This is a genomic window from Geminicoccus harenae, assembly GCF_019800005.1.
GTDB classification, from domain to species: Bacteria; Pseudomonadota; Alphaproteobacteria; order Geminicoccales; family Geminicoccaceae; genus Geminicoccus; species Geminicoccus harenae.
Genome location: NZ_JABGCL010000036.1, coordinates 21,069 through 35,936 on the forward strand (window position 1 = coordinate 21,069; position 14,868 = coordinate 35,936).

General features: G+C 69.9%; 14 protein-coding genes and 1 riboswitch. Of the genes, 10 read left to right on the forward strand and 4 right to left on the reverse strand.

Annotation, left to right across the window (positions count from 1 at the left end; genetic code table 11):
- Positions 1–8 precede the first annotated feature (8 nt).
- Positions 9–1,667 carry an acyl-CoA synthetase gene (locus HLA95_RS23165; protein WP_222184660.1) on the reverse strand — a complete coding sequence of 553 codons (1,659 nt, stop codon included), beginning with the start codon at positions 1,665–1,667 and terminating at the stop codon, positions 9–11.
- Between the two features lie 83 nt (positions 1,668–1,750).
- Entirely contained in the window at positions 1,751–1,999 is a 249-nt protein-coding gene (locus tag HLA95_RS23170) for a zinc ribbon domain-containing protein (RefSeq protein ID WP_222184661.1), read from the reverse strand.
- Positions 2,000–2,136: 137 nt separating this feature from the next.
- Here HLA95_RS23170 and HLA95_RS23175 point away from each other — a divergent pair, with 137 nt between their 5' ends.
- Positions 2,137–3,093 carry an acetyl-CoA carboxylase carboxyltransferase subunit alpha gene (locus HLA95_RS23175; RefSeq protein ID WP_191062346.1) on the forward strand — a complete coding sequence of 319 codons (957 nt, stop codon included), beginning with the start codon at positions 2,137–2,139 and terminating at the stop codon, positions 3,091–3,093.
- A gap of 3 nt (positions 3,094–3,096) precedes the next feature.
- Here HLA95_RS23175 and HLA95_RS23180 read toward each other — a convergent pair whose 3' ends face one another.
- Positions 3,097–3,783 carry a TVP38/TMEM64 family protein gene (locus HLA95_RS23180; RefSeq protein WP_222184662.1) on the reverse strand — a complete coding sequence of 229 codons (687 nt, stop codon included), beginning with the start codon at positions 3,781–3,783 and terminating at the stop codon, positions 3,097–3,099.
- Positions 3,784–3,875: 92 nt separating this feature from the next.
- Here HLA95_RS23180 and HLA95_RS23185 point away from each other — a divergent pair, with 92 nt between their 5' ends.
- The 9 genes from HLA95_RS23185 to HLA95_RS23225 all read left to right on the forward strand — a co-directional run bounded on the left by HLA95_RS23185 (position 3,876) and on the right by HLA95_RS23225 (position 13,931).
- Positions 3,876–4,388: a prolyl-tRNA synthetase associated domain-containing protein gene (locus tag HLA95_RS23185; protein WP_191059267.1), complete on the forward strand. Its 513-nt coding sequence runs from the start codon at positions 3,876–3,878 to the stop codon at positions 4,386–4,388.
- 63 nt (positions 4,389–4,451) lie between these two features.
- Positions 4,452–4,543, forward strand: a riboswitch (glycine riboswitch).
- A 163-nt stretch (positions 4,544–4,706) separates the two neighbouring features.
- Positions 4,707–5,819, forward strand: coding sequence for a glycine cleavage system aminomethyltransferase GcvT (gene gcvT, locus HLA95_RS23190; protein ID WP_191059266.1), 1,113 nt, complete (start codon positions 4,707–4,709; stop codon positions 5,817–5,819).
- Positions 5,820–5,823: 4 nt separating this feature from the next.
- The gene (gene gcvH / locus HLA95_RS23195; RefSeq protein WP_191059265.1) at positions 5,824–6,198 is read left to right on the forward strand and encodes a glycine cleavage system protein GcvH; all 375 of its coding nucleotides are present in this window, start codon (positions 5,824–5,826) and stop codon (positions 6,196–6,198) included.
- A gap of 16 nt (positions 6,199–6,214) precedes the next feature.
- Positions 6,215–9,109, forward strand: a complete 2,895-nt coding sequence (gene gcvP, locus HLA95_RS23200) for an aminomethyl-transferring glycine dehydrogenase (protein WP_191059269.1) — start codon at positions 6,215–6,217, stop codon at positions 9,107–9,109.
- 172 nt (positions 9,110–9,281) lie between these two features.
- Positions 9,282–10,406, forward strand: a complete 1,125-nt coding sequence (locus HLA95_RS23205) for a flagellar basal body P-ring protein FlgI (RefSeq protein ID WP_191059264.1) — start codon at positions 9,282–9,284, stop codon at positions 10,404–10,406.
- Positions 10,406–10,714 carry a rod-binding protein gene (locus HLA95_RS23210; protein ID WP_191059263.1) on the forward strand — a complete coding sequence of 103 codons (309 nt, stop codon included), beginning with the start codon at positions 10,406–10,408 and terminating at the stop codon, positions 10,712–10,714. The genes HLA95_RS23205 and HLA95_RS23210 overlap by 1 nt, the downstream gene beginning before the upstream one ends.
- The gene (locus HLA95_RS23215; protein ID WP_191059262.1) at positions 10,714–11,145 is read left to right on the forward strand and encodes a hypothetical protein; all 432 of its coding nucleotides are present in this window, start codon (positions 10,714–10,716) and stop codon (positions 11,143–11,145) included. The genes HLA95_RS23210 and HLA95_RS23215 overlap by 1 nt, the downstream gene beginning before the upstream one ends.
- Before the next feature lie 3 nt (positions 11,146–11,148).
- The gene (locus HLA95_RS23220) at positions 11,149–13,017 is read left to right on the forward strand and encodes a flagellar hook-associated protein FlgK (RefSeq protein ID WP_222184666.1); all 1,869 of its coding nucleotides are present in this window, start codon (positions 11,149–11,151) and stop codon (positions 13,015–13,017) included.
- Between the two features lie 14 nt (positions 13,018–13,031).
- Positions 13,032–13,931 (forward strand): flagellin, encoded by a 900-nt coding sequence (locus HLA95_RS23225; RefSeq protein ID WP_222184668.1) that lies wholly within the window; start codon positions 13,032–13,034, stop codon positions 13,929–13,931.
- Between the two features lie 809 nt (positions 13,932–14,740).
- Here the strand turns inward: HLA95_RS23225 and HLA95_RS29330 are convergent.
- A complete protein-coding gene (locus HLA95_RS29330) occupies positions 14,741–14,860 on the reverse strand; it encodes a transposase (RefSeq protein ID WP_369076376.1) in 120 nt (39 codons plus the stop codon).
- Between the last annotated feature and the right edge of the window lie 8 nt (positions 14,861–14,868).

The following is a 14,868-nucleotide window of genomic DNA, read 5'->3' on the forward strand; positions in this document are numbered from 1 at the left end:
GGGCCGCTTCAGAGCGATCTGGCCCGCTCGCGCAGCACGTTCTTCTGCACCTTGCCGGTCGAGGTCTTGGGCAAGGGGCCGAAGATGATCGTCTTGGGCAGCTTGTAGCCGGCGATCTCGCCCCGGCAATGCTGGACCAGTTCCTCGGCGGTGACGGCTGAGCCCTCGCGCAGGGTGACGAAGGCGCAGGGCGTCTCGCCCCATTTCTCGTCCGGCCGCGCCACCACCGCGGCGTCGATCACGTCGGGGTGGCGGTAGAGCGCGCCCTCCACCTCGATCGAGCTGATGTTCTCGCCGCCGGAGATGATGATGTCCTTGGAGCGGTCCTTGATCTCCAGGTAGCCGTCCGGGTGCATCACCGCGAGGTCGCCGGAATGGAACCAGCCTTCGGCGAAGGCCGCCTGGGTGGCGCTCGGGTTCTTCAGGTAGCCGCGCATCACCACATGGCCGCGGAACATGATCTCGCCCAGCGTGGTGGCGTCGCGCGGCACCGGCCGCATGGTTTCGGGGTCCAGCACGTCCAGCCCTTCCAGGACCGGGTAGCGGACGCCCTGGCGGGCCAGCTTCTCCGAGCGGGCCTTGCTGTCCAGCCCGGCCCATTCCTCCTGGAAGGCGCAGACCACGGCCGGCCCATAGACCTCGGTCAGGCCATAGACATGGGTCACCTCGATGCCCAGGCGGTCCATCTTCTCCAGCACCGCTGCCGGGGGTGCGGAGGCCGCGGTCATCATCCGCACCTTCTGGCCGAACGGCCGCCGCGCCTCCTCGGGCGCATTGACCAGCATGCTCATGATGATCGGCGCACCGCACAGATGGGTGACGCCATGCTCGGCCAGCGCTGCGTAGATCGTTTCCGAGTTCATCCGGCGCAGGCAGACATTGACGCCGGCCTGCAGCACGGTGGTCCAGGGAAAGCACCAGCCATTGCAGTGGAACATCGGCAGCGTCCAGAGATAGACCGGATGCTGCGGCATCGACCACACCAGCACGTTGCCGACCGCGTTCAGGTAGGCGCCGCGATGATGGTAGACGACCCCCTTGGGATCGCCGGTGGTGCCCGAGGTGTAGTTCAGCGTGATCGCCTGCCACTCGTCGGCCGGCAGGATCGGCGTAGCCTCAGGGTCGCCGCTGGCCAGGAACTCCTCGTAGTCGAGCCGGCCCAGGCGCTGGTGCGGCCCGGCGAACTCCGGGTCGCACACGTCGATCACGATCGGCGGGTGGGCCAGCGACGTCAGCGCCTTCTGGACGATCGGCGCGAACTCGCTGTCCAGGATCAGCACCTTCGCCCCGCCATGCTCCAGAATGAAGGCGACCGTGCCGGGATCGGAGCGGGTATTCAGCGCGTTCAGGACCGCACCGGCCAGCGGCACGCCGTAATGACATTCCAGCATGGGCGGCGTGTTCGGCAGCATCGCCGCCACCGTGTCGCCGGGCTGCACGCCCAGCCGCTCCAGGGCCGAGGCCAGCCGGCGGCAGCGCTCGCGCAGCTCGCGATAGGTGCGGCGCAGCCCGCCATGGACCACCGCCAGCCGCTCGGGATGGATCGCGGCGGTGCGGTCCAGGAAGGTCAGCGGCGTCAGCGGCGCGAAGTTGGCCGCATTCCGGTCCAGCCCGCTCTCGTAGGGGCCATCTGCCGGATGACCCGCATACCGCAACTGCTCCGCCATCGCCGCCATCTCCTCCAGCTCGCGCGCTCTTAGGCCCAGGCCGCAGCCGGCGTCGAGGCCGCTTTGGCCGCCTGGACGAAAACTCAGTGCACGCAGCCGCCCGCACCGCACGCGCAGCCCCCGCCCGAGCGGGCGCTGCCAGCGCGATCCCCGACATCACACGCAAAGGCCGGCCGCTCCTGGCCGCCGCCCTTGCCGAGCATCGGCCGGGCCAGGGCCCGGCGGGCAGGCATGGCGCAGGCCGGGCAGGCCCGCGGCCGGTCGCTTTCGCTCATGGGCGACCAGTCCTTGAAGACGCCGTGGTCGCTGCAGTCATAGGTATAGAGCGGCATGTCGATGCGCTGGCCCGTGGTCGCAAACCTCGCCAGCCATCCTAGCCGCGGAGCCGCCGCGTTGACACCCCCGCCGACCGGGGCCACATCGGCACGGGGCCGCGCGGGCCCTCGCAACGGCATGGCGGGTCACGAGTTTGAGCGCGCTTTTGGATTTCGAGAAGCCGATCGCCGAGCTGGAAGGCAAGGTGAAGGAGCTTCGCCACCTGGCCACCGGCTCCGAGCTCGACCTGCAGGAAGAGATCAGCAAGCTGGAAAGCCGGGCGGCCAAGCTGCTCTCGCAGACCTATGCCAAGCTGAACGCCTGGCAGAAGGCCCTGGTCGCCCGCCACCCCGACCGGCCGCACTTCAAGGACTATGTGGCGAGCTTGGTCGAGAACTGGACGCCCCTCGCCGGCGACCGGGCGTTCGCCGACGACAGCGCCATTCAGGGCGGGATCGGGCGGCTGCGCGGCCGTTCGGTGGTGCTGATCGGCCACGAGCGCGGCCACGACACCGAAAGCCGGGTGAAGCACAATTTCGGCATGGCGCGGCCCGAAGGCTACCGCAAGGCGATGCGGCTGATGCGGCTGGCCGAGCGGTTCGGTCTGCCGGTGGTCACCCTGGTCGACACCCCCGGGGCCTATCCCGGCGTGGATGCCGAGGCGCGCGGCCAGGCCGAGGCGATCGCCCGCTCGATCGAGACCGGCCTGGACCTGCAGGTGCCGTTCGTCTCGGTGATCGTCGGCGAGGGCGGCTCGGGCGGTGCGATCGCGCTGGCCGCGGCCGACCGTGTGCTGATGCTGGAGCACTCGATCTATTCGGTGATCACGCCGGAAGGCTGCGCCGCGATCCTGTGGCGGGCGGCCGATCAGGCGTCCGAGGCCGCGCAGGCCCTGAAGCTCACCGCCCAGGACCTGCTGGAGCTGCGCCTGATCGACGCCGTGGTCGAGGAGCCGTTGGGCGGCGCCCATCGCGGTCGCGCCACCACGATCGGCCGGGTCGGCGACGCGATCGAGCAGCAGCTGGCGGAACTGGACGGCGTGGCGGGCGCCGACCTGCGCCGCAATCGCCGCGAGAAGTTCATCCGGATGGGCCAGGCGGTGGAGGCCTGAGCCCTAGTTCCGGCGCCAGCGCCGGTACTGCCGCCAGCCGAGCGGTGCTGCCGTCAGAAGCGCTCCGGCCGCCATCGGCCCCAGCACGGCGATGCCGGCCAGGGCCGATAGGTCGACGCTGCCGCCCTTGGCAAACACGTCTGCCAGGCCCGCGCCGAAGCCGGCCAGCACGAAGGTGGCGGGCGCGATGCCCAGTGCGGTGGTCAGGACGAACGTGCCGATCGGCACGTTCAGGAGGGCCGGCACGGTGTTGGTGACCCAGGCGGGTAGGACCGGCACCAGCCGGATCGCCAGGAGGTAGCTCCACATCCCCCCATGCAGGGCCGCCTCCATGCGCCCGAGCCACGGCCCGGCCCGCCGGCGGAGGGAGCCGCCGAGACTGGTCCGGGTGACCAGGAAGGTCAGCAGCGAGCCCAGCGTGCCGCCGGCCACCGACAGGAGGCCACCCCACCAGGTGCCGAACGCGAACCCCAGCGCCAAGGTGATCCAGAGTGCCACCGGCAGGCAGGCCGCGACCGCCGCCGCGTAGAGCAGCAGTGCCAGGACCGGCGCCATCACCGGATAGGCGGCGACGATGCTAGTCAGCTCGGCATGCCGTGTGCGCAGCGCCTCCCCGTCGAGATCGCCCAGCAGCGCCCAGGTGGCCAGCCCTAGCGCCACCAGCACCGCCAGCGGCAGGAGCCGCCTCACCCTCGCTTCATCGCATGCCGCCCTTGCCGAGACCCCTCGTCAAAGCTAGTTCGCCCGTTCATGCCAGCAATCGTCTCAAGTGGAAGTCACCGATGAGCGCGCGCGACCAGTTGATGGGCCTCCTGGCCGAGCTCGGCATCGTGGCGGCCACGCACGAGCACCCGCCGGTCTATACGGTGGAGGAGGCCCAGGCCCATACCGCGCATCTGCCGGGCGGCCACTGCAAGAACCTGTTCCTCAAGGACAAGAAGGGCCAGCTGTACCTGGTGGTCTGCCTGGACAGCCAGGAGGTGCGGATCAACGCCCTGGCGAGGCGCCTGGGTGCGGCGCGCCTCTCGTTCGGCAATGCCGAGCTGCTCCTGGCGACGCTGGGCGTCACCCCGGGCTCGGTCACCCCGTTCGCGCTGATCAACGACGTGGAGCGCAAGGTGCAGCCGGTGCTGGATGCCAAGATGCTGCGCCACGAGATCCTGAACTACCACCCGCTCACCAACGAGGCGACCGTGTCGATCCGCAGCGCGGAGCTGACCCGGCTGCTGACCCACTGGGGCTACCGGCCGATCATCCTGGACCTGGACGAGCTGGGCGACGCGCCCGAAGCGTGACGACGCGCCACGGGAAGGCTTGATTCGCCCGGACGGCGGACTACGCTCAAGGCCACGCCGATTTTTGTGTCTGCGGGAGAGACCGTGCCGCGAGGCGCGGCGCCGAAGGAGCAACCGCCCCGGAAACTCTCAGGCAGAAGGACCGCAGGGGACACAGGCGCTCTGGAGAGAGGCCGCATCGATGCGGCCCACCGAAGGGGAGCGTGGCTTTGGCCGGGTCAGACCGGGCAAGGCTCCGTGTAAGCTCTCAGGTACGGGACAGAGGGGGCGCAACCGATCCGGAGGTCCGGCTCGGTCCTGCGTCTGCCGGAGGTCCTGTTGCCCGATACCATCAAGACTACGCCGCTGAACGGCCTGCATCGCGAGCTGGGTGCCCGCATGGTGCCGTTCGCGGGCTGGGACATGCCGGTCCAGTATTCCACCGGGATCCTGACCGAGCACCTGCACACCCGCTCGGCCGCCGGGCTGTTCGACGTGTCGCACATGGGCCAGCTCCTGATCACCGGGCCTGATCCGGCCAAGGCGATCGAGCGCCTGGTGCCGGCCGACATCGCGGGCCTGGGCGAGGGCAAGGCACGCTACACGGTGCTGACCGCCGAGGACGGCGGCATCCTGGACGATCTGATCATCACCAGGGACGCGCCGGACCGGCTGTATGTCGTGGTGAACGCCGGCGGGACCGAAGCCGACCTCGCCCACCTGAAGGCCGGGCTCGAGCCGGAGCACCAGGTCGCCCATCTGGCCGACCGGGCGCTCCTGGCCCTGCAGGGACCGCAGGCGGTCGCCTGCGTCGCGCGGATCGTGCCGGAGGTCGAGCGGCTGGGCTTCATGGAAAGCCTCGTCACCACCGTGCAGGGCGTCGAGGTGCGGGTCTCGCGGCTGGGTTATACTGGCGAGGACGGGGTCGAGCTGAGCGTGCCGGCGGACCATGCCGCCAAGTTCGCCCGCACCCTGCTCGCCATGGAGGAAGTGAAGCCGATCGGCCTGGGTGCGCGTGATTCGCTGCGCCTGGAGGCGGGGCTTTGCCTCTACGGCCACGACATCGACACGACCACCTCCCCGGTGGAGGCGAACCTCACCTGGACGATCGGCAAGCGCCGCCGCGAGGAAGGCGGGTTCCCGGGAGCCGAGCGGATCCTGCGCGAGATCGCCGAGAAGCCGGCGCGCCGGCTGGTCGGGCTGCGGCCCGAGGGCAAGGCCCCTGCCCGCGAGGGTGCCGAGATCACCACCACCGACGGCACCCCGATCGGCAAGGTCACCTCGGGCGGCTTCGGCCCCAGCGTCGGCGGCCCGATCGCGATGGGCTATGTCGCCGCTGCCCAGGCAGCACCCGACACCGCCGTCCATATCCTGGTGCGCGGCAAGCCGCTGCCCGCCACCGTCGTCAAGCTGCCCTTCACCCCGCATCGCTATGCCCGCCGAGGAGCCTGATCGCATGACTACGCGCTACACCAAGGACCATGAATGGGTGAAGGTCGAGGGCGACGTCGCCACGATCGGCATCACCGACCACGCCCAGCAACAGCTGGGCGACGTCGTGTTCGTCGAGCTGCCCGAGGTCGGCACCGTCGTCGAGAAGGGCGGCGACATGGCGGTGGTCGAGAGCGTCAAGGCCGCCTCGGAAGTCTATGCCCCGATCTCCGGCAAGATCGTCGCGGCCAACCAGGCGATCGTCGACGAGCCGGGCTCGGTCAATCTCGGTGCGGAGGGCGATGCCTGGTTCTGCAAGATCGAGGCCTCGGACCTGTCGGAGCTGGACGAGCTGATGTCCCGCGCCGACTACGACGCTTTCGTCGCCACGCTGGACTGAAGGCACGTTCATGACGATGGAGGACCTGCCTCTCGCCGCGCTCGAGGACCACAATGCCTTCGTGCGCCGGCATATCGGCCCGGATGCCGCCGAGCAGGCGGCGATGCTGCAGACGCTGGGGCTCACCACGCTGGATGAGCTGATCGAGGAGACGATCCCGGCAGCGATCCTGGCGAGGCGCCCGTTCGCGATCAAGCCGCCGGCCAACGAGCACGAGGCGCTGGCCGAGCTGCGCGGCTATGCGCAGACGAACCGGATCACGACCTCGCTGATCGGCATGGGCTATTACGGCACCCACACGCCGAACGTGATCCTGCGCAACGTCCTGGAGAACCCGGGCTGGTACACGGCCTATACGCCGTATCAGGCCGAGGTCAGCCAGGGCCGCCTGGAAGCGGTGCTGGTCTTCCAGCAGGCCGTGCAGGACCTGACCGGCATGGCGATCGCCAATGCCTCCCTGCTCGACGAGGCGACCGCGGCGGCCGAGGCCATGACCATGGCCCTGCGCGTGGCGAAGTCCAAGTCGATGCGCTTCTTCGTCGACACCGACACCCACCCGCAGACGCTGGCCGTCCTGCGCACCCGCGCCGAGCCGCTCGGCATCGAGGTGGTGGTGGGCGGGCTCGACGACGGGCTGCCGGAAGACCTGTTCGGCGGCCTGCTCTCCTATCCCGGCTCGTCCGGCCAAGTGCGCGACCTGCGCGGGTCGATCGAGGCGATCCAGCGGGGCGGCGGCCTCGCGATCGTCACCTCCGACCTCCTGGCGCTGGCGGTCCTGACCCCGCCGGGCGAGATGGGGGCCGACGTGGTGGTGGGCTCCGCCCAGCGCTTCGGCGTGCCGATGGGCTTCGGCGGCCCCCATGCCGCCTTCTTCGCGACCAAGGACGCGCACAAGCGCTCCATGCCCGGCCGGCTGATCGGCGTGTCCCGCGACGCTTCCGGCGGCACGGCGCTGCGCATGGCGCTGCAGACCCGCGAGCAGCATATCCGCCGCGAGAAGGCCACCTCCAACATCTGCACCGCCCAGGTCCTCCTGGCCGTGATGGCGGCCTTCTACGCCGTCTATCATGGGCCGGACGGCATCCGGCGGATCGCGCAGCGCGTCCACCGCCTGACCCGGATCCTGGCACGCGGCCTCACCCAGGCCGGCGTCACCGTCGAGACCAGCGCCTTCTTCGACACCCTGACCCTGCACGTGCCGGGCCGGGCGGAAGAGATCGTGGCGACGGCCCATGCGCAGGACATCGACCTGCGGCGCATGGGACCGGACCGGATCGGCCTGTCGCTCGACGAGACCTCGACCCGCGCGACCGTGGAAGCAGTGCTCGGCCTGTTCGGCGACCGCGTCCTGTCGGTGGCAGAGCTGGACGAGGGCCTGCCCAGCGTCCTGCCGCTGCCGCTCCAGCGCCAGTCTGCCTACCTGCAGCACCCGACCTTCTCGCTCTACCACAGCGAGACCGAGATGCTGCGCTACCTGCGTCATCTGCAGTCCAAGGACATCGCCCTCGACCGCTCGATGATCCCGCTGGGATCCTGCACGATGAAGCTGAACGCGACGGCGGAGATGATCCCGATCACCTGGCCGGAGTTCGGCCAGATCCACCCGTTCGCGCCCAAGGACCGCTGGGAAGGCTACCGGCTGGTCCTGGACGACCTGGAGCACTGGCTGGCGACCATCACCGGCTTCGACCGGGTCTCGCTGCAGCCCAATGCCGGCAGCCAGGGCGAGTATGCCGGGCTGCTCGCGATCCGCGCCTATCACCGCGCCCGCGGTGACGTGGATCGCGACGTCTGCCTGATCCCCTCCTCCGCGCACGGCACCAACCCGGCCTCGGCGGCGATGGCCGGGATGCGGATCGTGGTGGTCGCCTGCGATGCGCAGGGCAACGTGTCGATCCCCGATCTCGAGGCCAAGATCGCCCAGCACGAGGGCAAGGTCGCGGCGCTGATGATCACCTACCCCTCGACCCATGGCGTGTTCGAGGAAGGGATCCGGGAGATCTGCCAGCTGGTCCATGACGCCGGCGGCCAGGTCTACATGGACGGGGCCAACCTGAACGCCATGGTCGGCCTGTGCCGGCCGGCCACGTTCGGCGCCGACGTCAGCCACATGAACCTGCACAAGACCTTCTGCATCCCGCATGGCGGCGGCGGCCCGGGCATGGGGCCGATCGGCGTGAAGGCGCATCTGGCGCCCTATCTGCCGGGCCATCCGGTGGTGGAAGGGGTCAATCCGGCGGCCGTGCCGGGCGAGCCCGACCACACCGTCTCGGCAGCCCCCTGGGGCTCCGCCTCGATCCTGCCGATCTCCTGGATGTATATCCGGATGATGGGCGTGGAAGGCTTGGCGCAGGCCACCAGGGTCGCGATCCTGAACGCCAACTACATCGCTAACCGCCTGCACCCGCACTTCCCGGTGCTCTACCGCGGCGCCAAGGGCCGGGTCGCCCACGAGTGCATCATCGACCTGCGCCCGCTCAAGGAAAGCTCGGGCATCACCCCGGAGGACGTGGCCAAGCGGCTGGTCGACTACGGCTTCCACGCGCCGACCATGTCCTTCCCGGTGGTCGACACGCTGATGATCGAGCCCACCGAGAGCGAGGGCCGGCGCGAGTTGGACCGGTTCTGCGACGCGATGATCGCGATCCGCGAGGAAATCCGGAAGGTCGAGGACGGCACTTGGTCGCTCCAGGACAACCCGGTGCGCAACGCGCCGCATGTCCCGAATGCCCTGCTCGGCCGCGCCTGGAACCATGCCTACGACCAGGAGATCGCGTTCCATCCGGGCCGCCATCCCTTGTGGGACGACAAGTACTGGCCGCCCGTGGCCAGGGTCGACAACGTGTTCGGCGACCGCAACCTGATCTGCTCCTGCCCGCCCATGGAGGACTGGCAGGAAGCCGCGGAGTAGGCCGGCAAGTGCTGCCACCGGCCCGGCAGGAATTGCCGGGTCGGGTCCGGAAGGCATTCGACTTCATGTAGCGACGATTCGACTAAGAGGCCGGGACCACGCCAGGAGACTGGTTTGGCCCGGCCTTTGCTGTTCTTGGCGGCGACCGATCCGCTTCGGGTGACCGACCGCCATGTTCCACCGCCTGGCCCTTTCGCTGCTCCTGCTGTTCACCCTGCTCTGCCGCCTGGTCCAGCCGGATCCGGCGCTGGCCGCGCAGTCGCGCATCAAGGACGTCGCCGACTTCGAGGGTGTCCGCGACAACATGCTGGTCGGCTACGGCCTGGTGGTCGGGCTGAACAGCACCGGCGACAGCCTGCGCAACTCCGCCTTCACCCAGGAGAGCCTGACCGCCATGCTCGACCGGCTGGGCGTGGCGACCCGTGGCGGCAAGCTCAACACCAAGAACGTCGCCGCGGTGATGGTGACCGCCACCCTGCCGCCGTTTGCCCGCCAGGGCAGCCGCGTCGACGTGTCCGTCAGCGCGCTGGGCGACGCCAAGTCGCTGAACGGCGGCACGCTGCTGGTGACCCCGCTGATGGGTGCCGACGGCGAGATTTATGCCGTGGCCCAGGGCGCGCTCACCACCGGCGGCTTCGAGGTCGGCGGCGAGGCGGAGAAGGTCACCCGCGGCGTGCCGACCAGCGCCCGCATCCCGTCCGGCGCCATCGTCGAGCGCGAGGTCGCCTTCGCGCTGGCCGACCTCCAGGCGGTCCGTCTCGCCCTGCGCAACCCCGACTTCACCACCGCGACCCGGATCGCCTCGGCGGTCAACCGCTGGTCCAAGACGGTGGGTGCCCAGGCGGTCGACCCGGCGACCGTGGTCCTGGACGTCCCGGCCGGCTACCGCGACCGCATCGCGCTGCTGATGAGCGAGGTGGAGCAGCTCAAGATCGACCCGGACCAGCCCGCCCGCATCCTGGTCGACGAGACCAAGGGCATCATCGTGATCGGCGAGAACGTCCGGATCAGCACGGTGGCGATCGCCCAGGGCAACCTCACCGTGCGGGTCACCGAGAACCCGCAGGTCAGCCAGCCCGCCCCCTTCTCCGACGGCGAGACGATGGTCACCCCGCAGACCAACGTCCAGGTCGACGACCAGAGCGGCCGGCGCATGGCGGTCCTGAGCGGTGCCGTCACCCTGCAGGACCTGGTCGACGGGCTGAACGCCATGGGAGTGGGCCCGCGCGACATGATCGGGATCATCCAGGCGATCAAGGCGGCCGGCGCGCTGCAGGCCGAGATCGAGGTGATGTGATGGCGCATCCCGGCCTGCCCTTCCCCGATCCCCTTCGCACCGCCGCCGCCGCGCGCCAGGCAGCGCCCCTGCGCGAGCGGGCCGCGGCCGAGGAGGCCGCCCGAGAGTTCGAGAGCGTGTTCCTCGCCAGGATGCTGGAAGGCATGAGCACGGGCCTTGGCGGCTCGCTCCTGTCCGGTGGCCAGGCCGAGGAAACCTGGCGGTCTTTCATGAACGACGAATACGCGAAACTGATCAGCCGCTCCGGCGGCATAGGCGTCGCCGATGCGGTCCTCCAGGCCATGCTCGGCGCCCAGGAGGTCGAGTGATGGAAGCTCTGGAACGGGTGAGCGTCGTGATGATGCTGATGCGCCAGCTGGAACAGGTGATGGAGCAGGAGATCCTGATCCTACGCGCGATGCGCCTCGACCGGCTGGAAGAGGTCGTCACCGAGAAGACCGTGCTCTGCCAAGCCTACGAGGCGGAACTGCGCGCCCTGCGCCGCGAGCCTGAGCTGCTGGCGGGACTGGACCCGGCGCTGCGCGCCGAGCTGGAGCATGCCACCCGCGACTTCCAGGTACGCGCCGGCGCCAACCTGCGTGCCCTGGATGCGGCGCGGGCCGTGGTCGAGCGGGTGATGCGCCATATCGGCACGAGCCTCGAGGCAGCACCGTTCAAGCCCAAGCTGTACCGCCACGGGCCCGAGCGCACGCCCATGCGCGGCCAGGTCATCGCCCTCGCCTTCGACCGGCAGATCTGACCGATGTCGCTCGCCGTCACCCTCGCCAATGCCGCCTCGGGGCTCAGCGTCGCCCAGGCCGCTCTCGCCACCACCGCCAGCAACGTCAGCAACGTCAATACGCCGGGCTACACCCGCAAGGTCGTGCAGCAGGAGACCCGGATCCTGGCCGGCCAGAGTGCCGGTGCCCGGGCCCTGGACGTCACCCGGATCGCCGACCAGTTCGTCGCCAGCCAGGCGCGCGAGCAGGCGATCCGGCTGGGCCGCAGCGACATGCTGGCGGCCATTCACCAGCGCATCCAGGACACGATCTATGGCGAGCCCGCCCAGACCGGCCGCGGCATCTCGTCGAGGCTGACCGACCTCCTGACCTCGCTGGACGCGCTGGCTGCTTCACCCCACCAGGTCGCCGCCCGCAGCGAGGTCCTGGGCCGGATCGAGGCGACGCTCTCGACCCTGACGGCCGATCTCGCCGCCATCGAGACGATCCGCTCGGACGTGGACCACCAGATCGGCCAGGTGATCGGCTCGATCAACACCGACATTACCGAGCTCGCGGCGATCAACCAGCAGTTCAGCCGCGGCTACGGCTCGGCCGATCTCGAGGATCGCCGCGACGGGGTGCTGGCCCGGCTGGCCGGCCGGATCGACATCCAGGTCGGCTGGCAGGACGACGGCCAGGTCGACGTCACCACCCGCAACGGCACGGTGCTGCTCGACGGCGAGCCCCGGCAGGTCGTGTACGAGCCGGCCTCCTCGACCGGGCCCGGCTCGCCGTTGGGCCGCATCGCGGTCTATGCCGCAAAGGACATCGACCGGGCGACCGGGCTGCCGGTGACCGGCGCCCGGTCGGACGAGCTAGTGAGTGCCGGCACCCGCGCCGCCCTGTCCCAGGAGCTGGCAGCAGCCGGCGCCGAACCGGTCGTCTCGAACCTGCGCGGCGGCAGCCTGCAGGGCCTGATCGAGGCACGCGACCGGGTACTGCCGGAGCTGGCCGACCAGTTGGCCGAGCTGGCGATGGCGGTCCGCCATCGCCTGAACGCCGCGCATAACGACGCCGCCACCAGTCCGCCGCCCGCCACCCTCTCCGGCACCCGCGCGGGCCTGGCACCCACGGCTGGCTTCGTCGGTTCGGGTACCGCCACGATCGCATTGGTCGACCGCAGCTCGGGCACGGCAGCTTCGGCTTTCCAGCTCGACCTGGCGGGCTTCACCTCGGTGGACGATGTGCTGGCGGCGGTGAATACGGCATCGAGCGGGGCGGTCAGCGCCAGCCTGGACGGCCAGGGTCGGCTCGTCCTCGCGAGCAGCGATCCGTTGCTCGGCATCGCGATCAGCGAAGGCGACAGCGCCATCGCCACGAGCGATTCCGCCGGCCATGGCTGGAGCTTCGGCTTTTCCCATTATTTCGGCTTGAACGACCTGATCGTCGACGCGCCGGGCGGCAGCGTGGGCAGGATCCGGCCGGACATCGCCGCCAACGGCTTCGCCCTGGCCACCGCCACGCTGGATGCCGCGGCCGGCCCGCCGCTCGTGGCCAGCCTCGGCGGCAAGGGCGACGGAACCGGCGCTGCCCGGCTCGCCGCGGCGTTGCGCGAGCCGGGCAGCGTGGTCGCCCGCGGCGGGCTGCCGGCCTATGCCGTGTCGGTGACCGGCTATGCCGCCGACATCACCAGCCTGGCCGCTTCCGCGGCGGCGGAGGCGCAGCGCGTCGCCACCGGCGACCAGGCGCTCGCCACCGACCTCGCGACCCGGCAGGGCAGCCTGAGCGGGGTCAATCTCGACGAGGAGATGTCCCGCCTGATCCTCTACCAGCAGGCCTACAGCGTTTCCGCCCGCATCATCTCGATCACCGACGACCTGTTCGGCGAGCTCCTGCGGATCGCCGGCTGAAGGAGCCATTCGACATGACCGAACGCATCGGCGACTTCGCCCACCAGACCAAGCTCGCCGACATGATGGGCGCCACCCGAACGCGCGTCCGTGGCCTGGAGACCGACGTCGTGACCGGCAAGAGTGCCCGCAGCTTCGCCGAGATCCCGCAGGACACGGGGCTCCTGCTGCGCACCCGCGAGCAGCTGGCCAGCGGCAGGAGCTTCATCAGGCAGAACGAGCGCCTCACCAACGAGATCCAGGTGATGGACGGGACCTTGGGCAGCATCGTCGCGACGGCGGAGCGGCTGCGCACCCTGCTGGTCCAGCGCCTGAACGACCCGACCGGCCAGGAGATGCCGCTCGACATCGAGGCCGCGGCGATGCTGGAGGAGGTCGCGGCCAGCCTGAACACCAGCTCGGACGGGCGCTATCTGTTCGCCGGCACCGCCACCGACCGCAAGCCGGTGACGCTGCCGCCCGCCCCGCTCACCACCGCCGATCCCACCCTCTATTATGCCGGCGACGAGCGGTCCCGCACCGTCTGGCTCGACCGGGACGTGGCGGTCGGTCTGCCCGCGCGGGCCGACGACCCGGCCTTCGCGCAGCTGATCGCCGCCCTCGGCACCGCCGTCGCCGCCCATGGCTCGGGCAACCGGGCCCAGCTCGAAAGCGCCCTGACCCGGGCAGAGCAGGCGCTCACCGGCGTGGTGGAGCTGCGCAGCCGGGTCGGTGCCGTGGCCAGCCGGGTCGCGGACGTCACCGATCACCAGCGCGACACCGTGCTCTATCTGGACGAGACCCGCGCCGCGATCGAGGACACCGACATCGCCGCGGCCATGACCGGCATGGCCCAGGACAAGGTCGCGATCGAGGCATCCTATCTCCTGGTCAGCCAGATCAGTAGCCTGTCCCTGGTCGACTACCTGCGCTGATCCACTACCTGAACCCGCGCACCGGCCGACGCTCGGCAACCTCGGCCTGCCGCGCTGGGGGGCTCCGCTCCGGGATACGGAGCCGACGACAGCACAGGTCGAAGACGCCCTCGGCTTCCATTGCGGATAGCGGCGCGGCGGCCGGCAAAGAACTCGGAGCCGCTGATGGACTGTCCTTGGCAGGAGATCCGGCCGTCAGCATGGACAGTGCGGACCGGCATGTCCCGCTCGTACTCCGGCGGGAGGAACCACACGGGCACAGGGCGCGAGGCCGGCACGTAGCGGCTGACCGGAGTGGCCATGGCCAGTGCCCTCGTACTGGCACTGGCCGTTGCTGATCTGGCGTTAAGTATCGAACACCGCTTACGCCTGATCATGCTCAGCGAACACATGACCATGGGGGAGAAACCTACGAGCGTGCGGTAGCCGCGCCATCGCCGGATCAAGCCAGACGCCCGGCTCATTGCTCGTACCTGCGGGCGAAAAGGCCGGCCGTGGACCATCCTCACCTCCAGGTCGAACGGACATACTGTCAAGAGCGTGTGCCGGTCTATGTTGCCGGCAGCATCCCAAGGCCGAGTCCCTGTTGATGACCACGAGGCTTGGTGAGCAGACGCTCCTGCAGGCCGTACAGCCAGAATACCATCTGCGCTTGGACCGTCGCCATCCGGTGGAGACTGGCGCGAAAGTCCAAGGTCCGTGGTATGACGACGGGATGTGGCGGATCGGTGGATGCCAATGACGGACAATGCCTGCTTGATCCACTGCCTGTCGGGGCCAGGTCGACCGTCTCGTTGTCTCAATGCCAGTCAGCCGGTGAGCTGATCCGCCCTTCGCAGGTTCATGGCCGTGCAGAGCAGCCAGAGCTGGCAGCGGTTGCGCAGGAGGCCACGGTAGCGCACGCGTCGGTACAGGTAGCGACGCTTCATGGTGCCGA